Source organism: Yersinia antarctica (genome assembly GCF_056636475.1).
Window position 1 is genome coordinate 4,850,816 of the sequence record NZ_JBSJQF010000001.1, and the last position, 20,912, is coordinate 4,871,727.

A 20,912-nucleotide genomic window follows, 5' to 3' on the forward strand; every position below is an offset into this window, starting at 1 on the left:
ACAGCGAGTCTGCCTTGTACCTGTTTGAAAGCCTGAATCTGCTGATTCAACGTTACCTGCCAGAGGAGCAGATTAAGCGCCTCAAACAGGCATATCTTGTTGCACGTGATGCTCACGAGGGTCAGACACGCTCCAGTGGTGAGCCTTATATCACTCATCCTGTTGCTGTGGCCTGTATTCTCGCGGAGATGCGGCTCGATTACGAAACCTTAATGGCGGCGTTATTACATGACGTCATTGAAGATACTCCTGCTACATATCAAGATATGGAGCAGTTGTTTGGGAAAAGCGTAGCCGAGCTGGTCGAGGGTGTTTCTAAACTCGATAAACTGAATTTTCGTGACAAGAAAGAAGCTCAGGCGGAAAATTTCCGCAAAATGATCATGGCGATGGTGCAGGATATCCGCGTTATTTTGATCAAACTGGCTGACCGCACACATAACATGCGAACGCTGGGTTCCTTACGCCCAGATAAACGTCGCCGCATTGCACGTGAAACCCTTGAAATATACAGCCCACTGGCCCATCGGCTGGGTATCCATCATTTAAAAACCGAGCTGGAAGAGCTGGGTTTTGAAGCGCTCTACCCCAATCGCTATCGCGTAATTAAAGAAGTGGTGAAAGCCGCACGTGGTAACCGCAAAGAGATGATTCAGAAAATCTTGGCGGAGATTGAAGGGCGTCTGACTGAGGCCGGTATTCCTTGCCGAGTCAGTGGTCGTGAAAAGCATCTCTATTCCATTTATTGCAAAATGAACCTGAAAGAGCAGCGCTTTCACTCCATCATGGATATCTATGCTTTTCGGGTTATCGTCAAAGAAGTCGATACTTGCTACCGCGTGTTGGGTCAGGCTCACAGCCTGTATAAGCCACGCCCCGGTAGAGTGAAAGACTATATTGCCATCCCTAAGGCTAACGGCTATCAATCGTTACATACCTCATTAATCGGCCCTCATGGGGTTCCGGTCGAGGTACAGATTCGTACTGAAGATATGGATCAGATGGCCGAAATGGGGGTTGCTGCACACTGGGCTTATAAAGAGCAGGGTGAGTCTGGCACCACCGCACAAATTCGCGCTCAGCGCTGGATGCAAAGCTTGCTGGAGTTACAGCAAAGTGCAGGCAGCTCATTTGAATTTATTGAAAGCGTAAAATCTGATTTATTCCCTGATGAGATTTACGTTTTCACCCCAGAAGGGCGCATCGTTGAATTACCTGCCGGTGCGACACCTGTCGACTTTGCCTATGCCGTGCATACCGATATTGGCCATGCCTGTGTAGGTGCGCGTGTTGACCGTCAGCCCTACCCGCTTTCTCAGTCACTGAACAGTGGCCAGACCGTTGAGATTATTACCGCTCCGGGTGCTCGGCCAAATGCGGCCTGGCTGAACTTTGTTGTCAGCTCGAAAGCGCGAGCCAAAATTCGCCAGTTGCTGAAAAACCTGAAACGTGATGAATCGGTGAGCCTTGGCCGCCGGTTACTGAATCATGCGTTAGGAAATGGTCGAAAACTGTCTGATATTTCTGAAGATAATATCAAACATGAACTGGACCGTATGAAACTGGCGACGCTAGATGATTTGCTAGCAGAAATTGGCTTGGGTAATGCGATGAGTGTGGTAGTGGCCAAAAACCTGTTGGGTGACCTATCAACGCTGGCGACCTCTGGCACCCGTAATCTGGCAATCAAGGGTGCCGATGGTGTCCTAATTACCTTTGCCAAGTGCTGCCGTCCTATCCCCGGTGACCCGATTATTGCTCATATCAGCCCAGGCAAAGGTTTGGTTATCCATCATGAGTCTTGCCGTAATATCCGTGGCTACCAGAAAGAGCCTGAGAAATTTATGGCGGTTGAGTGGGATCAAGAGACTGAACAAGAGTTCATTGCTGAAATTAAAGTCGATATGTTCAATCAGCAAGGTGCTTTGGCAAATCTGACTGCGGCAATCAATGCAGCCGAATCTAATATTCAGAGCCTGAATACTGAAGAGAAAGATGGCCGGGTATACAGTGCCTTTATTCGCCTGACTACCCGTGACAGGGTCCATCTGGCTAACATAATGCGTAAGATTCGTATCATGCCAGATGTGGTTAAAGTCAGCCGTAATCGTAACTAACGCCTATGAATCCTCAACGCTATGCGCGGATTTGTGAAATGCTGGCTACCAGGCAGCCGGACCTAACGGTTTGCCTGGAGCAAGTACATAAACCTCATAATGTATCCGCTATCATTCGTACAGCTGATGCTGTCGGTATCCATCAAGTACATGCAATTTGGCCAACGACTCAGATGTATACACGACTCTCTTCCGCGGCCGGCAGCAACAGTTGGGTACAAGTCAAAACACACACTCATATTAGCGATGCCATTGCTCATCTGAAATCACAGAACATGCAAGTTCTGGCAACGCATCTGTCTGATAATGCTGTCGATTTTCGTGAAATAGACTATACCCGCCCAACCTGTATTTTGATGGGACAAGAGAAGACCGGTATATCTGAGGAAGCGTTAGCACTCGCGGACCAAGACATCATTATTCCGATGATCGGCATGGTGCAATCACTCAATGTTTCTGTCGCGTCTGCGTTGATTTTATATGAAGCCCAACGGCAGCGGCAAAATGCAGGTATGTATCAGCGAGCAAAAAGTGTCTTGCCCGAAGATGAGCAGCAACGATTACTGTTTGAGGGGGGGTATCCGGTATTGGCACAAGTCGCCAAACGGAAAGGGCTACCTCAACCACATATTGATGAGCAGGGTCAGGTTATTGCCGATGCACAATGGTGGTCTGCCATGCAAGCCACGGAGTCTTAAATGAAAGGCCGCCTGCTGGATGCAGTACCCCTCAGTACACTTTCCGGTGTTGGCTCAAGTCAGGCTGGGAAGCTGGCTAAAATGGGGTTGGAAACCATCCAAGACCTACTGCTTCACCTCCCACTGCGTTATGAAGATCGTACTCGCCTGTATCGTATTGGCGATTTAATGCCTGGCCTCTCGGTTAATGTTGAGGGCGAGGTTCTACGTTCTGATATCACCTTTGGCCGCCGCCGCATGATGACCTGCCAAATCAGCGACGGTAGTGGTATTCTCACTCTGCGTTTCTTTAACTTCAACGCTGCGATGAAAAACAGTTTGTCTCCGGGCAAGCATGTTATCGCCTACGGCGAAGTCAAACGGGGCAATACCGGGGCGGAAATCATTCACCCTGAATATCGGGTGCATGGCGAGAACATTGGCGTTGAATTACAAGAGTCCCTGACACCCGTTTATCCCACCACCGAAGGGATTCGTCAGGCGACCTTGCGCAAACTTATCGATCAAGCGCTGGCGATGCTGGATACTTGTGTTATTGCCGAATTATTGCCGATTGAGTTAAGCCGCTCACTCATTAGCTTGCCAGAAGCTATTCATACCCTGCATCGCCCACCAGCAAATATTCAGTTGACTGATTTAGATCAAGGCAAGCATCCTGCACAGCGGCGATTAATCATGGAAGAGCTAGTCGCTCATAACCTCAGTATGTTGGCTGTCCGGGCCGGCGCGCAAAGCTATCGGGCATTACCGCTATTGGCAGAGCAACAGCTCAAACAACGTTTTCTGGCCGCGCTACCTTTCAGCCCCACGCATGCCCAGCAACGGGTAGTGGCGGAGATTGAGCAGGATATGACCCATAACTTCCCGATGATGCGATTGATTCAAGGGGACGTTGGCTCAGGAAAAACATTGGTTGCAGCCCTGGCCGCGCTACGGGCAATTGCTCACGGCAAGCAGGTTGCTTTGATGGCACCCACCGAATTACTGGCAGAACAACATGCCTCCACTTTCCGCCAATGGCTAGAACCGTTGGGGCTGCAAGTGGGCTGGCTGGCTGGCAAGCAAAAAGGTAAAGCCCGTATAGCACAGCAAGAAGCTGTCGCCAGCGGTCAGGTTGCAATGGTTGTTGGCACCCATGCGATGTTTCAAGAACAGGTGCAGTTCTCTGGACTGGCGCTGGTTATTATTGATGAACAACATCGTTTTGGTGTTCATCAACGGCTCGCTTTATGGGAAAAGGGCGAGGAGCAAGGTTTCCATCCACATCAACTCATTATGACCGCGACCCCAATTCCAAGAACGCTGGCCATGACTGCCTATGCAGATCTTGATACCTCAGTAATTGATGAGCTTCCGCCAGGTAGAACACCGGTGACTACAGTGGCAATCCCTGATACCCGCCGCAGTGATGTTATCCAGCGAGTTAAAAATGCCTGTCTGGAAGAGGGTCGGCAAGCTTATTGGGTCTGCACACTGATTGAGGAATCTGAAGTCCTGGAAGCGCAGGCCGCCGAAGTAACTTGTGAAGAACTGAAAATTGCTTTGCCGGAAATTAAAGTCGGTTTAGTTCATGGGCGCATGAAAGGACCAGAAAAACAGGCAGTTATGCAGGCATTTAAACAGGGTGAGTTGCAGCTATTGGTGGCAACCACAGTGATCGAGGTTGGGGTCGATGTGCCTAACGCCAGCCTGATGATAATCGATAACCCGGAACGCTTGGGGTTAGCGCAATTACATCAGTTACGAGGCCGTGTCGGCCGTGGTGCTGTCGCCTCTCATTGTGTATTACTCTATAAAACGCCGTTGAGTAAAACCGCCCAGATGCGTTTGCAAGTGTTGCGTGATAGTAATGATGGCTTTGTCATTGCCCAGCGAGATTTAGAAATCCGTGGACCGGGCGAATTGTTGGGAACACGGCAAACTGGAAGTGCGGAGTTCAAAGTGGCTGATTTACTGCGCGATCAGGCGATGATTCCCGAAGTCCAACGGGTAGCTCGCCATCTGCACCAGCAATATCCTGAACATGCACGCGCATTGATTGAGCGCTGGCTACCAGAGCGAGCGCGTTACACTAACGCTTAATAAATAAGGGGCAAGTAAACTCGCCCCAGAGTACAGCTACCCTACCACCGCCGGGAATATTGGCAGTAAAAGATAAAGCTTAATCACGATCGCATTAGCGATATCAATAAAGAATGCACCTACCATTGGCACCACTAAGAACGCCAGATGAGATGGGCCAAAACGGTCAGTAATCGCTTGCATATTGGCGATTGCAGTCGGTGTTGCACCCAGACCAAAACCACAGTGCCCCGCCGCCAGTACCGCTGCATCATAGTTTTTTCCCATGATGCGATAAGTGACAAAGATAGCGTACAACGCCATCGCCAGTGCCTGAACTGACAAAATTACCAGCATCGGTAATGCCAGTGAAGCCAGCTCCCAGAGCTTCAAACTCATCAGTGCCATTGCCAAAAACAGTGACAGACTGACATTGCCCAGCACTGATACCGCACGATCAAAGACTTTATAGAAGCCGATTGCCGACAACGTGTTACTGAGGATAACCCCGACAAACAGCACACAAACAAAGATTGGCAGTTCAAACATCGTGCCCTGCAACCAACCCGCAATCACATTGCCTGCCATCAGGCAGATAGCTATCATGGCGATGGTTTCAACTAACACCAACGAGGTGATCATGCGCCCCGCCGAAGGCTTTTCAAATGCGGAAGGGACTTCGCTGTCCTCCGGCGTACCATCGGGTGTGGAAGAGCGCTTCACCAGGTAGCGGGCTACCGGGCCACCAATCAATCCCCCCAGCACCAAACCAAATGTTGCACAAGCCATAGCAACTTCTGTTGCATTTTCAAAGCCATAGCGTTCAGAAAAGAGTTTACTCCACGCAGCACCAGTACCGTGCCCACCTGATAAGGTAATTGAGCCAGCTAGTAACCCCATCAACGGGTCTAGCCCCATCAATTTAGCAAGCGCAATACCAATTGCGTTCTGCATGAGCAACAAACCAATGACCACAAACACAAATACGCTCAAAGCTTTGCCGCCAGCACGTAAGCTAGCCAGATTGGCATTCAAACCAATAGTTGCAAAGAATGCCAGCATCAAGGGATCTTTGAGCGACATATCAAAACTGATTTCCCAGCCAAGAGTCTTTTGCATCAGCAACATCAAGAAGGCAACCAACAAACCGCCGGCTACTGGTTCAGGAATAGTGTATTTTTTCAGGAATGGGACAGTTTGTACGAGTTTTCGGCCTAATAATAAAACCAAGCAGGCCGCGACTAGCGTGCCATAGGTATCGAGATGAAACATCTTGGTACTCCATGCGATTGAAATATCGATTAAAAATATGACGTTAGACAGTTCCTTAAAAACGCCAAAACAGTTAAGGAAGGGATTAGAAGAAAAAACGCCGCCCATTACAAGTTTAGTAATAGAAAAATGCAGGTGAGCACCGAATAGAATTATTTTTAAAAACGCAGCGCAACCGATTGCTTTTGTGAGCCGGATCATTAAAATGCCCTCTTTGCCGATCCGGGAATGCCACTCCATGTCTACGCAATCCGCCGAGCTTGATACTCCACAGCAAGCAGCCACTCGCCCCAGCGAATTGATTTACCGTTTAGAAGACCGCCCCCCACTCGCCCAAACATTGTTCGCTGCTTGCCAGCATTTATTGGCGATGTTTGTCGCAGTGATAACCCCTGGCTTATTGATTTGTCAGGCGCTGGGACTACCAGCGGAAGATACCCAACGCATTATTAGCATGTCGCTATTTGCCTCCGGCTTGGCATCGTTACTGCAAATTAAAACCTGGGGGCCAGTTGGCTCTGGCCTCTTATCGATTCAGGGCACCAGTTTTAACTTTGTTTCGCCATTGATTATGGGTGGCCTGGCGCTAAAAAACGGCGGCGCAGATATCCCAACCATGATGGCGGCACTGTTTGGTACGCTAATGGTGGCGTCCTGCACCGAAATTATACTTTCCCGCTTCCTGCATCTGGCGCGCCGCATTATCACCCCACTGGTATCTGGTATCGTGGTGATGATCATCGGTTTGTCATTGATTCAGGTTGGGCTGACATCAATTGGCGGCGGTTATGGTGCAATGAGTGACCATACCTTTGGCGCACCGAAAAACCTGCTATTAGCGGGTGCCGTATTAGTCGTGATTATTCTACTGAACCGCCAGCGCAACCCGTATTTGCGTGTGGCCTCTTTAGTCATTGCGATGGCCGTGGGTTACTTGCTGGCCTGGTCGTTGGGTATGTTGCCAGAGAGCCGCCCGGTGGTAGATACCGCGCTGATCACTATCCCAACACCACTCTATTATGGCCTCTCCTTTGATTGGAATCTGCTGGTACCACTGATGTTAATCTTCATGGTGACCTCACTGGAGACCATTGGTGATATCACCGCGACCTCGGATGTCTCTGAACAACCTGTTCATGGCCCGTTGTATATGAAACGCCTGAAAGGTGGTGTGCTGGCGAATGGTTTGAACTCCATGCTGTCGGCAGTGTTCAACACCTTCCCTAACTCCTGCTTCGGCCAGAACAATGGCGTGATCCAGTTGACCGGTGTTGCCAGTCGTTATGTCGGTTTCGTTGTCGCACTGATGCTGATTGTTCTGGGCTTGTTCCCGGCGGTTGCAGGTTTCGTGCAACATATTCCTGAACCAGTGCTGGGGGGCGCCACGCTGGTGATGTTCGGTACCATTGCAGCTTCCGGCGTGCGTATTGTCTCTCGTGAAACACTCAATCGGCGCGCTATTATGATTATGGCTCTGTCATTGGCAGTTGGTATGGGTGTGGCACAACAGCCATTGATTCTACAATTCGCGCCAGATTGGGTAAAAACGCTGCTTTCTTCCGGGATTGCTGCCGGTGGTATTACTGCCATTGTGCTTAACTTACTCTTCCCACAAGAAAAATAATCTTTACATCAACACGTCAATGAAATGGCCGGTCGTAAACGATCCCGGCCATTTTTTTATCGCCGGATAACTGATTGTCTATTGAGCTCATGGACAAATTACGGCATAAACAGGGTTCCGTATCACCGACAGGCGTGGAAAGACCGGATGAAATTTCTCGGGAAAGTGCTGCTAACGTTATTACTACTACTGGTGCTGTCCGTAGTGCTGTGTTACGTATTGCTCCAAACCAGTTGGGCTGCCGGTTGGCTGAGCCGTTGGGTTAGTGATAATAGTGAATATCGCCTCTCTCTGGGTAAAATAGACCACTCATGGTCCCAACCGGGACAAATCAGTTTCAGTGATATCACTCTGGGCCGGGCCAATCAGCCTCCGTTTCTTGTTGCCCAACAAGCGCTGTTTGGCCTGAGTTGGCGGCAACTGACCGAGCCTCGTCACCTTCTCAGTCTCAATCTGCAAAATGGTCGTTTAATCCTCAGTAACAGCCCATCACCGCTGCCATTACAGGCTGATACCTTGCAGTTGACTAATATGGCCCTCGATACCACTCTTGAGGCGAAAAACTCAGCAACTCAGTGGAAGATTGCGGGTCAGCAAGTGACTGGCGGTTTGGTGCCTTGGCAGCCACAACCGGGTAATAGCCTTGGCGAAAATGCTCAATTTCAGTTTAGTGCCGGTTCTTTAACCATTAACGGTATTACCGCGCAACAACTTTATCTGCAAGGCTCGATACAGAAAAATGCCCTGACCCTAACCAATTTTGGGGCAGATATCGCGCAGGGTGAATTGACCGGTAACGCCAGCCAAGCGGCTGATGGCAGTTGGCTGGTCGATCGCCTGCGGCTCAGCAATATTCGCCTACAAACACCAGCATCGATAGATGATGTTTGGAATACATTCTTACAACTCCCGCCGATTACGCTAAAACGGTTTGATTTAATTGATGCGCGAGTAGAAGGGAAAAGCTGGGCATTTAATGACCTCGATTTGACGCTAAAAAATATCACGTTTAAACAAGGCGATTGGCAAACAGAGGATGGCGAACTGTCCTTCAATGCCGGTGATATTATCAAGGGTAATATTCATCTGATTGACCCAATAGCAACATTTACTTTATCTCCGGCTGGCGTCGCAATTAATCAGTTCTCAACCCGCTGGCAGGATGGTCTATTAAGAACTCAGGGGAATTGGGCGCGCGATACTCATCGCCTGCAATTGGATGAACTGACACTGGTCGCGCTGGTTTACACTCTGCCTGCCGATTGGAAGCAACAATGGCAACAAACATTGCCAAACTGGCTATCCGAGGTGTACGTCGGCAAGCTTAGTGCTAATCGTAACTTGTTGATTGATATCAGCCCTGACTTCCCCTTCCAGATTACATCGCTGGACGCCGCAGGCACTAACTTACTGTTGGCAAAAAACCATCAGTGGGGTGTATGGTCTGGCTCATTAATGTTGAATGCAGGTAATGCGACATTTAATAAAAATGATATTCGCCGTCCGTCACTGGCCCTCAATGCCAATGAACAACAGATTACATTTAGTGAGTTAAGCGCATTCACCAAAGAGGGCTTACTGGAGTCCACCGCCAGTATTGACCAAACGCCTGCCCGCGCCTTATCACTGGCGCTGACCGGCCGTTCTGTCAATCTGGATATCTTGCAAAACTGGGGTTGGCCAGCATTACCGTTGCATGGCCTGGGCAACCTAAAATTACAGATAAAAGGAAGTCTGGCTGCCGATACACCATTGAAACCTACTGTTAGCGGCTCTCTACAAGCTACTGACAGCAATGGGCAACAAGTCAATCAAACTATGCAGCATGGTGAAGTGCATAGCGTAGCGGGGCAATAAGGGCGTTTTACACTGCCCTACCAGATTGCTGCTGGGTGACAACGCCGATTACATGATATTTTTCATGTAATCGGCACAGAAGTTTGTCCTACATAAGAGGGAACGAACCCGAATATTCAAAGAAACTCTGCGGCACATAATTATTAATTTTATTTTCATAACAATACTCTATAACCTGCCGTTTACTGGTTACACCGGCTTTTCTATAGATGCTTTGGATTATATTGCAGACTGACCTGGTTGATAAATGGATTTTTTTAGCAATCTCTTTACTTGAGAAAGCATGTAAAATATAAAACAATACCTCCCATTCTCTTTTGGTGAATAATGCAGATGGAGGTGTAAAGATAAGTGATATCGGAACTTTTATTTTATTTAAACGCGTTAACATTATATCTTGTACGGGCCGCCCATGACAAATAACTCCTTGGGATATGCCATGTTCATCTATTAGTGGGTATTTGTCACTAAAATAAGGTGTGAAATATGAACGGCCATCATATAGCTGAATATCAACTGATGCTACGCGGTCCTGTGATAATTCTACCTGACGATCCTGCTGCTGAAATTCGTCCTGAAAATCTGCTGATGGCGTAGGAATCTCACCATCTAACCGACCTTCAAGGTTGTATTTTCCAGGTAAATTGAATAATTTATAAACTCGTCTATTGGCATAAATAAATCTTGATTGATTATCTTTTACCGCCCAAGGTTCAGAACTGTGTTCCCAGAACCGGATTAATATCTCAAGCGATTGCTTTAGGTTTTTTTCCATTTCAATCCTCCCATTATATTTAGTTTTACTTACCCAGCCAGTGGGAAGGAACCCGAGTATTCAAAGAAGCTCTGCGGAACATAATTATTTATCTTATTTTCATAACAATACTCAACAACCTGTTTTTTACTGGTCACACTGGCCTTTCGATAGATTTTTTGAGTTATATTACAAACTGTTCTGGTGGATAAATGGATTTTTTTAGCAATCTCTTTACTTGAGAAAGCATGTAAAATATAAAACAACACCTCCCATTCTCTTTTAGTAAATAATTCTGATGGCGGGGTAAAGATAAGTGAGGTGGGGACTTTTATTTTACCTAAATTTGTTAACAACATATCATGCACAGGTCTTACATGGAAAATAACACCTTGCGATATCCCATCGCTATCTATTAACGGATATTTGTCACAGAAATTAGGCTTAAAATAGGAAAGGCCATCCCACTCATGTATTTCAACCGCTGTTATACGATCCTGCAATAGCTCTACCTTACGGTCATGCTCTTGAAACTCAACCTCAAAATCTGATATTGGAGTGGGAAGTTCGCCATCAGACCGCCCCTCTACACAGTATTTATCCGGTAAAGCTAATAATTTATTGAATCTGTTATTTGCATAAATAAATCTTGATTGATTATCTTTAACCCCCCAAGGTTCTGAACTATGCTCCCAAAACCGTATTAATACCTCAAGCGAGTTTAGTAATGTCTTATCCATCATTACTTTCCCCTTAAATTTACGTTACCTTTCCCCGCAAGCGGAAAAGAACCTGAGTATTCAAAGAAACTTTGTGGTACATAGTTATTAATTTTCTTCTCATAACAATATTCTATAACCTGTTTTTTACTGGTCACACCGGCCTTTCGATAGATATTTTTAATTATATTGCAGACTGATCTGGTTGATAAATTAAGCTTTTTAGCAATGTCAGGGCTTGAAAAAGCATGTAAAATATAAAATAACACCTCCCACTCTCTTTTGGTAAATGACTCTGATGGCGGGGTAAAGATAAGTGAGGTGGGGACTTTTATTTTATTTAAATGCGTTAATATTATATCTTCTACTGGCCTGGCATGAAAAATAAGCCCCTGTGAAATGCCGTTTTTATCTATTAATGGATACTTATCACAAAAGTAAGGTTGAAAATAGGAACGTCGCTCAAATGCATGGATTTCAATCGTTGTCGCACGTTCTTTCGATAATATCGCCTGACGGTCATGTTCCTGAAATTCAGTCTGAAACTCTGCCGTTGGCGCAGGAAGTTCGCCATCTAATCGCCCTTCCACACTAAATTTATCAGGTAAGCCTAATAATGTACCAAACCTATTATTTGCATAAATAAACACTGACTTGTTATCCTTAACCCCCCAAGCTTCCGAACTATTTTCCCAAAATGGTATTAACATTTTAAGCGAGTTTAGTAGTTTTTTATCCATTTGAACCACCCTCTTAACGTTAGTTTTGCCTTACTCTTCGAATAATCATCCGCCCTCGATAATCGATGAACCTACTGGGCCATATCTCTCGAGGGGAAACACCGATAGCGTCTGCAATAATTACTTCTCCCTTGGGCCACGGGCGTGTTAGCGCGTTAGCTAATGTACTTGGCGAAAGCCCGCTCTCTCTTGATAATGCTGCTAGTGAGCCTTTTGCTTTCCGTATTGCAGCTAAAATATCTTGTCTATGCCAATCTCTATCCATTTTAATTCACTCCCATTAAAAAATTTATTATAAATTCCTTAATTAAATGACTCAGACTAGTTTAGATTTATCTATAGTTAGCTATTTAATAAATAATATTAAGGGTTGATTTATATTTATAAATAGCAAACAGCAGATGTTAATTTATTAAATAACTATTACGCTGTATGATCCAGTGCATTAGTTACTCTTTTTTAAAAAAACCAAATAAAACAACCCTGCATTATTTAGCTAAACATAAATTATAGATAATTTAACGATGATAAATTAAAGAAAAGGTTAAGAAAGGAGGTTTATAAAATCACACTAAAAAATATTGAAGTAAACCGATAAACAACTCGATAGCACCGTTTATCGGTTTACTATTTCAAATTACTCATTAATTAACTAATAACTAGCCATAAACCAACAAATTCATAGCCACTGAGTTGTTCAAAGAGTTCAGCTGTTGGATTACCCCAATCATTATCACGAACTCCGGTGGCGGGATCGTAATAAAGTCCGTCGGAACCACGAGCTAACATGTGAAGAGCTTGCGGGCCGGAAGCCACACAAATCAATTGTACTTGCCCATGAGCCGGCTCTACATAAACAGCATCCGTATGTACATTTGGCTCCCCTACCACCGCCACACAGGCAGCTTGCTCAGCTGGATACAACGCCCCCAAGGCATATAAGCCAGCAGCGGTGATATTCACCGATACCACCCGTGCGAAATCTATCGCCACAGCAGCCATTGCCGCAGGTGAGTTATATCCGCCACCCGCAACGTTTGCCCCACCATCGGGGTTAAGTATCCCAGTCAGACCATAGATCTTATCCTTAGCGTTAATAAAATCATCGTCTTGTTGAATGACATTATTATTTTCTCCATAAGTGATAATGGTACTTTCCGGCCACAGTGCAAATGCAGCCAATGTGGCAGTTAATGCATAAGCACCACACTCATTACTGAGCGGTGGCTGAGTCAGTTGACTAACAGGATTCGGAAATTGGCCCAATAATAGATTTAGCGAAATACTGGTTGTTAGATTAGGCATATAGCCTCCTCATAGAAATAATAAATAGGGGAGTACAGGTACGGCACTGTTGATCAGGCAGGCCGTACACGCGTGTTTTTATCAAGCAGCGCTAACCGTCCAGGTGCCCTGAGGGTTATAAGTAACATTGAATGCGGTCACACCTTGGGTGGTATCACATATCGCGGACCCAACTGAAGACGTAGAGAAGTTAATAACCGTCCCCGCCTGATAGGTACCCGTTTGGACATAAAAACTCAGCACTGGCTGACAATCGATATTTTTGCTTGGTTCTGCATTGATGAAACTCGACAGTACGCTACTGCCACTGGCACTTTGCACCGCCAACCCCGCGTTAAATACATCTGTGACGGGGTTAAATGCAGGAGTGACAATACGATAAGCACCAGGTTGCACCCCCTCGGTATAAGTCGCGGGAGACAGACCAAGAGAAGGATCAACCGACATTACCGTGGTGTTTGCTGTTTGTACTCCAGCGGTAATAGAGGTCAAATCGACAGGCTGGCTTGAGGTGATATATCCTGAATCTTGCCCAACCAACAAGCTTGGTAGTTGAGATTGCGCTCCAGCATAAAATTGCATTAAACATTCAAAGGTCAGTACAGAACCCGAGCTGGCAAAAGGTGATAACACTTCCTGATAAATACTGTTGGAGTAAACTTTAGCGCCACCGGTATAAATCGCCGGTTTTTGGAAGAAAAAGAAATCCTGCGCTGTCGGGCTGTTATTGATTACGTTAATTGTATATAGAGTACTCATAGTGTGTTCCTTATAAATAAGAGGGAGACATCATTAGGTAGTACATCCGATATTCGCTCTACCCACAGTACAAATTGCAACCTGTGTGCCAACTAGATAATCAATTGATTTTTAATAATTAATTAAAATCTAAGGGGTTTAAAAACACCTAGGATGGACGATACTGTCCAAGTGAGAGACGGTGATTGGTCGAAAACGTCCATGCCCCAGAATGCCGCTTCACTCCGGCTTATCCAGTTCAGCCAGCAACTGAATTGCCCGGCTGACAAAAGGTGGAACATGGTGAGAGTCGATGCTTTTCAGAATGGAAGACAGCAAGGCAACCGCCCCATTCCCGAACGAAACGCAACAAACCATCATGCGTTATGCAGCGAGTAGATACTCTAAAAATACCTCATTCGGTGAGCTGTATTCCAGAGATTTGCGCCCCCGAGTGTTGAGGATGTGCTCCAGTCTCGCAATATCTTCATCGCTGACGCCATTAAAATCGGTTCCTTTCGGATAAAACCGCCGTATCAGACCGTTGGTATGCTCATTCAACCCCCGCTCCCAGGAATGATAAGGCCGGGCAAAGTAAACCTTTGCGCCCGTTACCTGAGTGATGTCCTTATGTTTCGCAAACTCGGGTCCGTTATCTGCCGTCAGGGTTTTAAACTCACAGAAAGTATTCGCCACGATGTCCCTGAACGCTTCCACGACGCTCTCAGCGCACTTATTGGGGAGTTTACGGATAATGACCTGCTTTGTGGCTTTGTCCACGACCGTCAGCAGGAATGACTTCTGGTCTTTGCCAAAAATCGTATCGATTTCAACATGCCCGGGAACCTGTTTGAGTTCAGCCTCAGCAGGCCTGTGCTCAATGCCAACCCTGTCCGGGATGGGCGTGCGTCCGGGCTCACCCGTATCATAGCGATAGCGTTTACCCCGGTGAGGGAGCTGAAGGTAAAGCTTACCGCCAGCCTGTCTGTCCGAACGGATATAGCGGTAGAGGGTATTTTTGCTGACGGCGATATCAAACTGGATTTTCAGTCTCCCACAGATAACCTCAGGGGAGGTATGTACAGCCAGCGCCTGCCGGAGAAAGTCTTGTGTCTGCTGGCCCAGAGGGAAACAGGCATTGTGTGCCGAGGTGGCGCCCCGCCGTTGTCTGGCTAAGGCATCAGCGCGTCTGGAGGAGTAAAGTCCGTTGAAGGCGGGGTCCGTATTACGTCTGAGCTCCCGGCTCAGGGTAGAGCGAGAGACGCCGAGCTCTCTGGCAATGCAGGACTGATTAACGCCTTCAGCTTTTCGTTTTTCGATGTAAAAGCGCTCATGCTGAGTCAAATGTTTTCCCTTCATGCAACAGGGTCTCCGACAGGGTCAATACGGCTATTTTATCCGTACCTGACCGGTGGGTCACTTTGTTGCATTTCGTTTGGGAATTGGCGACCGCTTCAGCTTTTCGTCGCGATTGCCCTAACAAACGAGCCAGTTCACTGGTAGCAATAATTTGTGCGGGAATAATACCCAACGTTTGCGCACTCGCGATGGCGCAGCGAAAGCCTTGTTCAGCGCCAACAATGTCATTCAATGCCAGTCTGGCACGGGCTTTGACGACCATCAACTCACTAAGATAGGCGCGTTCTTGATACTTAAATGCCAAGTCCAATGCCTGTGACATCAGTACATCACATTGTTGCGGCTCACCTGATTGCAGCAATAACTCGCCACGTTTCCATGCCTGGAAGGAGTGAAAAAGCTTTCCTCCTTGGCACAACAGATGGCTATCATAACCCTCAATCATATGCTGTTCAGCCTGAACATAGTCATGCTGCATGAGCAAATAACACCCCTTCAGTACCTTCCCTAACCCCTGATAAAAAGTAAATCCATATTGCTGCGCCTGCACTGCTAATTCGTGGGTCAAGCGACCTAAACTGTCACGGTCTTCGAACAAGCAAGCAAGCCACGCCGCGCCCCGTAAGGAGATAACCCGATGAAAAGCAATAATGTCTTCCCCCATAGCACGTGAGGCCAGTTTTTGGGCTACCTCTCTGGATTTTTTAAATTCACCTAGTTGAAATAAAGCCAGCCCTTTCAGGGTCAGTGCCATGCCAACCAAATCCAATCCTTGTTGATCAGCATACTCGCAAGGGGTAGTCAGTAACTTACTGCGAGCTAAACATGTTAAGACTTCTTGATTATCCCCCAACCAAAATAGGGTACTGGCAAGAGCGATATGTGCTTTACTCCATATTGACGCGGTTTTTTCAGTCAGGCCCCATTGCAGTAACTCCTGAGCCAGAGTGCGGACATGCGGTAAATCAAGGGTCACCAACTGGGCCGACCAACGCCAAAAGAGTAATCCTGCCAGCTCAGACTCATCACCTGCTTTTTTACCTAGCGCGATGGCATCATTATGATATTTAAGCGCATCATGGCTTAACCAACCATAAAGTATTTGATAGCTGATACTGAGTTGGCGATAGAGCTTGTAATGAAGCTGTCGAACCTCTTCATCCAAGGTGATTCCCAGCAGTAGTTGTAACCCTTTCTGTAAATCAACGATGGCTTCATGGTAGGCGGAGCAATTCATTAACCGCATACCTTCCTGCAAGTGTTGTAATACTATTGGCCGTTTATCCATCCGGCCATGAATTCGCCGTTCCACTGACTTACGACTAATCCCTAATAGTTGTGCCGCTGCTGTTTTATTACCGGTAGTACGCTGCAACGCTCGGTCTATCAATAACTGCTCCACCGCAACGAGCTTATCAGCCCCCGGCAATGCCAGCATGGCATCAGCAAGCAGGTCAGATGACACTTTCACTTCGAGTTGTGAGGTTGGCATAAAGGTATCCAACACCTCACGCGTAATTAAATGGCTATCAGATAATGCCGCAAGCCTGTCGACCAGATTGCGCAACTCCCGCACATTACCCGGCCAAGGATACTGCTGTAAGTAAGACATAGCCTGGGAATTGAAAACTAACGGGTGAGTTTGTAACCCTGAGAAATAGTCAATTAATGCGGGGATATCCTCCCTTCGCTGGCTGAGAGCAGGAATATCCAGAGTAATGACACCTAAGCGGTAATAAAGGTCTTCCCTAAAAACACCACTTTTTACCTGAGCAAGTAAATTTCGGTGAGTGGCAGCGACCACTCGCCCATTAAAGTGGCGAATGTCGCTGCTGCCGATAGGCCGGAAAGTACGAGTTTCCAATGCACGCAATAACTTAGGCTGTACTGACAAAGGCATTTCACCTATTTCATCTAAAAACAGCGTGCCATTACCGACCATTTCCAGATGACCACGCCGATCGCCAGAGGCACCAGTAAATGCACCTTTGACATGACCAAATAGCTCAGCTTCAACCAAATGCTCAGGGATTGCGCCACAGTTGAGATCAATAAATGGAGCTGAAGGATTTTTGCTACGTTGGTGTATCAGTTGGGCAATAACTTCTTTTCCACACCCAGTAGGGCCACAAATCAGTAAAGTTTGTTGTGATGGCGCAACCCGGTCAACTAAACGTAAAAGTTGCTTAAATGCTGCGGATGAACCAATAACATTAATTGATGTTTTCTCATTACATACCATCATAACTCCCTCCTTGACACCAAGGATGGGGAATCAAAATCGAACCATCTGGAGGTGATTGCTGTGATTCAAAAAGAAATAAGACAAGTATCTACGCATGATTTTATTTAATTATATCAATCATATTTAGTATATTGGTCAGTGGGTAACACTGAGAAAATTACTTTTTGATTCGCCTCCAAAAAATGATCAATCAGAAACATGAATATATAACTGTAAGTTATCTATTGAATATTGCACATACCACAGCAAAGAATTCGATAAATTAGTGCGAGGGGTCACAGGAAAAGAATGTATAGATAGAACGCGGGAGGATAAAAGAAAGTTATAAATGTACACCCGCTCATTTGTTATCAGTAAAGCGGGCATAGCGGAGGGCGTGAATTAACTCACGGCATCCTCTCCAGCAGCAACTGGCAACACCATGTAAGTTCCTGAAAAAACAGCACCAGCATCTTCATCACCGAATAGATTCACGTCTAACTGCACTCTGGCACGACGGCCACGGGCCAATCTATCCAGATCACCACTCAGGGAGCTTAGCTCAGCCACTGCCCGGGGCCGACCAGTAACCGGCGCACTGTAACGAATGTGGGCATCAGCGAGAATAATCGTGCCGCCCAAATGGCGCTCACGCAATAATAGCCAAATCAAGCCCCAGCCCGTCAGGGTCGCCAACGAAAAAAGGCTACCAGCAAATAAGGTATGGTGAGGATTTTGATTACCCGCCTCTGGCATGGTAGTGACAAAACGCTGGCCGGTATATTGGCTGATGCGCACCCCCATTTTTTCACTAAGCGGAATATGGTCGTACCAGGCTTGCTGCAACTGACCGCACCAATCAGGGCGATGCAGAATATCGTCCATGGTCACAACCGGTTTTATCATTAAAAAGTGGCGCACAGGTGTGGTTTGCGGGGCGGTTATTTCCCCCTGGCTGACAAAGCCCAGCTTGGCGAAGAAATCTACCGCATCTTCACGCGCGCTACACACAACTCGCTTCACCCCCTCCTGCCGCGCAACTGACTCTAAGGTCATTGCCACCAGCGTTCCCAAACCTTTGGCGCGCACTGATGGGTCAACGGCCAAAAAACGAATCGCAGCCTCATTATCTGCATTGATATATAACCGCCCAATAGCGACAGGTTTACCCTGCTCATCCACCACCATTTGATGATGGGCCATCGCATCATAAGCATCTTTCTCTGAGCCAACCGGTTGGTGCAACGGCTTGCGTAACATTTCCCAGCGGAATTGATAATAATCTTTGAGTTCTTGTTCTGTTATGGGCACACGCAAGTGATACATAGAAGCATTCTCTCTTTAAAATTATCAATAAAATAACCCTCAGTTTTGGGCACTATTCTGCCTCTAGACCTGTAACCAGAAAGTCACTGGGCCATCGTTTACCAAACTGACTTTCATATCTGCGGCAAATAATCCCGTTTCCGTTTTTACACCACGCTCACGACACAGGGCAACAAAATACTGATAAAGCCGATCAGCTTCTGCCGGAACTGCACCACGGGAAAAGCTTGGTCTCATGCCTTTTTGCGTATCTGCCACTAGTGTAAATTGCGAGACGACTAGCACACTGCCACCAGCTTGCAGGACGTTGAGATTCATTTTATCGTTCTCATCGCCAAAAATCCGGTACCCCAAAACCTTTTCACATAGACGCTGTGCTTTTTGCTCGGTGTCCTCTTGTTCGACCCCCAGCAATATCAATAATCCAGGCCCAATCTCACCGACAATATTCCCATCTACGACAACACTGGCGCTAAGCGCCCGTTGAATCAACGCAATCATAATGCCTTACATCTCCTGACTCTGGTTTTCCTCAATGACCACTTTAGACCGCTGTGCTCGATACTCACCCAAGGTCACGGTGATTTCTGCCCCCAGTAACACGATGCACCAACTCCAGTAAACCCAAAGGAATAAGATGGGGATAACCGCCAGCACCCCGTAAATCAACTGATAAGACGGAAACAGCGTGATATACATCGTGAATCCTTTCTTACCCAATTCGAAGAGCAATGCAGCCACCAGCGCACCAATAAGTGCATCCCGGGCAGGCACCCGTACTGTCGGAACCACACTGTACAATAACCAAAAAGAAACCCAGGAAATCAAGAGAGGAAATAGCCGTAATGTCTCATCAATCATGCTGTCTACCTGGGCATTTGCCAGCCATTGCAATGAAAGCAGGTATGAGCTGATCACCATACTGGCCCCGACGAGAATTGGCCCTAATGTCAGTACCATCCAATAAACGGCAAATGAAAACACCAGTGACCGGTGAACCTTACTGCGCCAGATAATGTTAAGCACACTGTCGACGGAGTAAATCAGCAGCAGTGCTGTCACAATCAAGCCGCAGGTGCCCACCACCGTCATACGATTTGAGTTGGCAACAAACTGCTCAAGGTAGTTTTGGATAATATCGCCAGTGGCAGGCATAAAATTGGCAAATATGAAGGCTTTCAATTTTATGCTGATATCAGCAAACATGGGAAAAGCCGCGAACAGAGCAAAAATCACAGTGACCAATGGCACTAGAGAAAGTAATGACACATACGCCAGATGCCCAGCCAGCATGGTTAACCCATCTTTATCTATTCGGGTGTAAAGCATTCGCCCGAACGTAATGTAGGGTTTTAAAGATGCAGATAAGCGAAAACGCAGAAAACTCGCCATGTTTATCTCTCAGTCAATACCGGTGTTTAGGCTCGGTTATGGGTTAGCGTGATATTTAAGGCTAACCCATTAACGTCTGGAGTAAGAACTTATCAGGGAAAATAAGCAGGAATAACCTTTCGGTCTATGACATGAATTGCGGTGATACCTACAATTCTGGCTGCAACAACATTTGCTTCAACATCATCAAAGAATACCGCCTGCTCCGCCGGGATGTTTTCCGCACTCAGCACATGCTGATAAATTCTCGCTTCCGGCTTGCGCATGCCCAAATCCTGGGACAGATACATATGGTCAGCGGCAGCCACCACTTCAGGGTAATGTTGGGGCCAGTGATTACAATGCAGCCGGTTAGTATTGGATAACACCACCACCCGATGCCCTTCCTGACGCAACTTTTGCATAATGGCGATCACTTCCGGGCGCAAAGCGACAAATACCGCCTGCCAGCCTTCGGCAAACTGTTCAAAACTTAGAGATAGCCCCATCTCATCACTGAGCTGGTGAGCAAACTCTTCATCGCTAATTTCACCGCGCTCATGCTGCTGGAAGACCTCGCCCATGGTAAACCGCTCACTCAACGTCGCCAGCGGGACACTGCTTAATTTGCTCCAAACGCCCAATACGCGTTTGAAGTCGATATCGACAATCACATTACCTAGATCAAAGATATACAGCATGGCGCTCTCCCAATTAGATGGTGAGTTTCACTGTAACGGGAAAAGG

At 46.9% G+C, this 20,912-nt stretch carries 19 protein-coding genes; 5 read left to right on the plus strand and 14 right to left on the minus strand.

The annotated features are described in order from the left end of the window. Positions 1 to 14 precede the first annotated feature (14 nt). Genes spoT through recG form a run of 3 tightly spaced genes read left to right on the plus strand, consistent with a single transcriptional unit; the run spans position 15 to position 4,897 of the window. The gene (gene spoT / locus ACWJJO_RS22365; RefSeq protein WP_083161661.1) at positions 15 to 2,117 is read left to right on the plus strand and encodes a bifunctional GTP diphosphokinase/guanosine-3',5'-bis pyrophosphate 3'-pyrophosphohydrolase; all 2,103 of its coding nucleotides are present in this window, start codon (positions 15 to 17) and stop codon (positions 2,115 to 2,117) included. 5 nt (positions 2,118 to 2,122) lie between these two features. After that, positions 2,123 to 2,815 (plus strand): tRNA (guanosine(18)-2'-O)-methyltransferase TrmH, encoded by a 693-nt coding sequence (gene trmH, locus ACWJJO_RS22370; RefSeq protein WP_083161659.1) that lies wholly within the window; start codon positions 2,123 to 2,125, stop codon positions 2,813 to 2,815. After that, positions 2,816 to 4,897 (plus strand): ATP-dependent DNA helicase RecG, encoded by a 2,082-nt coding sequence (gene recG, locus ACWJJO_RS22375; protein WP_083161657.1) that lies wholly within the window; start codon positions 2,816 to 2,818, stop codon positions 4,895 to 4,897. It abuts the gene before it with no gap. A gap of 36 nt (positions 4,898 to 4,933) precedes the next feature. On the opposite strand, the gene gltS is transcribed toward recG, so the two are convergent. Beyond that, positions 4,934 to 6,148, minus strand: coding sequence for a sodium/glutamate symporter (gene gltS, locus ACWJJO_RS22380; protein ID WP_083163981.1), 1,215 nt, complete (start codon positions 6,146 to 6,148; stop codon positions 4,934 to 4,936). A 238-nt stretch (positions 6,149 to 6,386) separates the two neighbouring features. Here gltS and ACWJJO_RS22385 point away from each other — a divergent pair, with 238 nt between their 5' ends. Both ACWJJO_RS22385 and ACWJJO_RS22390 read left to right on the plus strand, forming a co-directional pair. Continuing rightward, positions 6,387 to 7,772, plus strand: a complete 1,386-nt coding sequence (locus ACWJJO_RS22385) for a uracil-xanthine permease family protein (protein ID WP_083161655.1) — start codon at positions 6,387 to 6,389, stop codon at positions 7,770 to 7,772. Between the two features lie 147 nt (positions 7,773 to 7,919). Then, on the plus strand, positions 7,920 to 9,629 hold the full coding sequence (locus tag ACWJJO_RS22390) for an AsmA family protein (protein ID WP_372569805.1): 1,710 nt from the start codon (positions 7,920 to 7,922) through the stop codon (positions 9,627 to 9,629). Positions 9,630 to 9,717: 88 nt separating this feature from the next. Here the strand turns inward: ACWJJO_RS22390 and ACWJJO_RS22395 are convergent, their stop codons facing one another. From ACWJJO_RS22395 to yihX, 13 genes are all read right to left on the minus strand, one after another. Continuing rightward, on the minus strand, positions 9,718 to 10,404 hold the full coding sequence (locus ACWJJO_RS22395) for a helix-turn-helix transcriptional regulator (protein ID WP_481091534.1): 687 nt from the start codon (positions 10,402 to 10,404) through the stop codon (positions 9,718 to 9,720). A gap of 29 nt (positions 10,405 to 10,433) precedes the next feature. After that, positions 10,434 to 11,123: a helix-turn-helix transcriptional regulator gene (locus ACWJJO_RS22400; protein ID WP_083163979.1), complete on the minus strand. Its 690-nt coding sequence runs from the start codon at positions 11,121 to 11,123 to the stop codon at positions 10,434 to 10,436. Positions 11,124 to 11,125: 2 nt separating this feature from the next. Next, on the minus strand, positions 11,126 to 11,842 hold the full coding sequence (locus tag ACWJJO_RS22405) for a helix-turn-helix transcriptional regulator (protein ID WP_442821396.1): 717 nt from the start codon (positions 11,840 to 11,842) through the stop codon (positions 11,126 to 11,128). Positions 11,843 to 11,861: 19 nt separating this feature from the next. Then, positions 11,862 to 12,107, minus strand: a complete 246-nt coding sequence (locus ACWJJO_RS22410; protein ID WP_083161647.1) for a helix-turn-helix domain-containing protein — start codon at positions 12,105 to 12,107, stop codon at positions 11,862 to 11,864. 383 nt (positions 12,108 to 12,490) lie between these two features. Further along, complete coding sequence (locus ACWJJO_RS22415) at positions 12,491 to 13,147, minus strand: T3SS effector IpaJ family cysteine protease (protein WP_083161645.1); 657 nt, start codon at positions 13,145 to 13,147, stop codon at positions 12,491 to 12,493. A gap of 81 nt (positions 13,148 to 13,228) precedes the next feature. Next, complete coding sequence (locus ACWJJO_RS22420; protein ID WP_083161643.1) at positions 13,229 to 13,906, minus strand: hypothetical protein; 678 nt, start codon at positions 13,904 to 13,906, stop codon at positions 13,229 to 13,231. A 219-nt stretch (positions 13,907 to 14,125) separates the two neighbouring features. Beyond that, positions 14,126 to 14,266 carry a hypothetical protein gene (locus ACWJJO_RS22425; protein ID WP_481091535.1) on the minus strand — a complete coding sequence of 47 codons (141 nt, stop codon included), beginning with the start codon at positions 14,264 to 14,266 and terminating at the stop codon, positions 14,126 to 14,128. 3 nt (positions 14,267 to 14,269) lie between these two features. Then, positions 14,270 to 15,244, minus strand: coding sequence for an IS30 family transposase (locus ACWJJO_RS22430; protein WP_481090511.1), 975 nt, complete (start codon positions 15,242 to 15,244; stop codon positions 14,270 to 14,272). Next, the gene (locus tag ACWJJO_RS22435) at positions 15,216 to 17,489 is read right to left on the minus strand and encodes a sigma-54 interaction domain-containing protein (protein ID WP_481091536.1); all 2,274 of its coding nucleotides are present in this window, start codon (positions 17,487 to 17,489) and stop codon (positions 15,216 to 15,218) included. Before ACWJJO_RS22435 ends, ACWJJO_RS22430 begins: the two co-directional genes overlap by 29 nt. A 381-nt stretch (positions 17,490 to 17,870) precedes the next feature. Further along, positions 17,871 to 18,794, minus strand: a complete 924-nt coding sequence (gene fabY / locus ACWJJO_RS22440; protein WP_083161639.1) for a fatty acid biosynthesis protein FabY — start codon at positions 18,792 to 18,794, stop codon at positions 17,871 to 17,873. A gap of 63 nt (positions 18,795 to 18,857) precedes the next feature. After that, entirely contained in the window at positions 18,858 to 19,295 is a 438-nt protein-coding gene (gene dtd, locus ACWJJO_RS22445) for a D-aminoacyl-tRNA deacylase (protein WP_442821397.1), read from the minus strand. A gap of 6 nt (positions 19,296 to 19,301) precedes the next feature. Next, positions 19,302 to 20,186 carry a virulence factor BrkB family protein gene (locus tag ACWJJO_RS22450; protein WP_083161635.1) on the minus strand — a complete coding sequence of 295 codons (885 nt, stop codon included), beginning with the start codon at positions 20,184 to 20,186 and terminating at the stop codon, positions 19,302 to 19,304. A gap of 92 nt (positions 20,187 to 20,278) precedes the next feature. Next, entirely contained in the window at positions 20,279 to 20,866 is a 588-nt protein-coding gene (yihX, locus tag ACWJJO_RS22455; protein ID WP_083161633.1) for a glucose-1-phosphatase, read from the minus strand. Positions 20,867 to 20,912: the final 46 nt, after the last annotated feature.

Coding starts and splice junctions, on each gene's coding strand:
- ACWJJO_RS22415 (WP_083161645.1), bottom strand. CDS start 13,147: ATGCCTAATCTAACAACCAGTATTTCGCTAAATCTATTATTGGGCCAA.
- ACWJJO_RS22435 (WP_481091536.1), bottom strand. CDS start 17,489: ATGATGGTATGTAATGAGAAAACATCAATTAATGTTATTGGTTCATCC.
- ACWJJO_RS22410 (WP_083161647.1), bottom strand. CDS start 12,107: ATGGATAGAGATTGGCATAGACAAGATATTTTAGCTGCAATACGGAAA.
- dtd (WP_442821397.1), bottom strand. CDS start 19,295: ATGATTGCGTTGATTCAACGGGCGCTTAGCGCCAGTGTTGTCGTAGAT.
- ACWJJO_RS22450 (WP_083161635.1), bottom strand. CDS start 20,186: ATGGCGAGTTTTCTGCGTTTTCGCTTATCTGCATCTTTAAAACCCTAC.
- ACWJJO_RS22420 (WP_083161643.1), bottom strand. CDS start 13,906: ATGAGTACTCTATATACAATTAACGTAATCAATAACAGCCCGACAGCG.
- gltS (WP_083163981.1), bottom strand. CDS start 6,148: ATGTTTCATCTCGATACCTATGGCACGCTAGTCGCGGCCTGCTTGGTT.
- ACWJJO_RS22400 (WP_083163979.1), bottom strand. CDS start 11,123: ATGGATAAGACATTACTAAACTCGCTTGAGGTATTAATACGGTTTTGG.
- ACWJJO_RS22385 (WP_083161655.1), top strand. CDS start 6,387: ATGTCTACGCAATCCGCCGAGCTTGATACTCCACAGCAAGCAGCCACT.
- ACWJJO_RS22395 (WP_481091534.1), bottom strand. CDS start 10,404: ATGGAAAAAAACCTAAAGCAATCGCTTGAGATATTAATCCGGTTCTGG.
- yihX (WP_083161633.1), bottom strand. CDS start 20,866: ATGCTGTATATCTTTGATCTAGGTAATGTGATTGTCGATATCGACTTC.
- trmH (WP_083161659.1), top strand. CDS start 2,123: ATGAATCCTCAACGCTATGCGCGGATTTGTGAAATGCTGGCTACCAGG.
- ACWJJO_RS22430 (WP_481090511.1), bottom strand. CDS start 15,244: ATGAAGGGAAAACATTTGACTCAGCATGAGCGCTTTTACATCGAAAAA.
- recG (WP_083161657.1), top strand. CDS start 2,816: ATGAAAGGCCGCCTGCTGGATGCAGTACCCCTCAGTACACTTTCCGGT.
- ACWJJO_RS22405 (WP_442821396.1), bottom strand. CDS start 11,842: ATGGATAAAAAACTACTAAACTCGCTTAAAATGTTAATACCATTTTGG.
- ACWJJO_RS22390 (WP_372569805.1), top strand. CDS start 7,920: ATGAAATTTCTCGGGAAAGTGCTGCTAACGTTATTACTACTACTGGTG.
- fabY (WP_083161639.1), bottom strand. CDS start 18,794: ATGTATCACTTGCGTGTGCCCATAACAGAACAAGAACTCAAAGATTAT.
- ACWJJO_RS22425 (WP_481091535.1), bottom strand. CDS start 14,266: ATGATGGTTTGTTGCGTTTCGTTCGGGAATGGGGCGGTTGCCTTGCTG.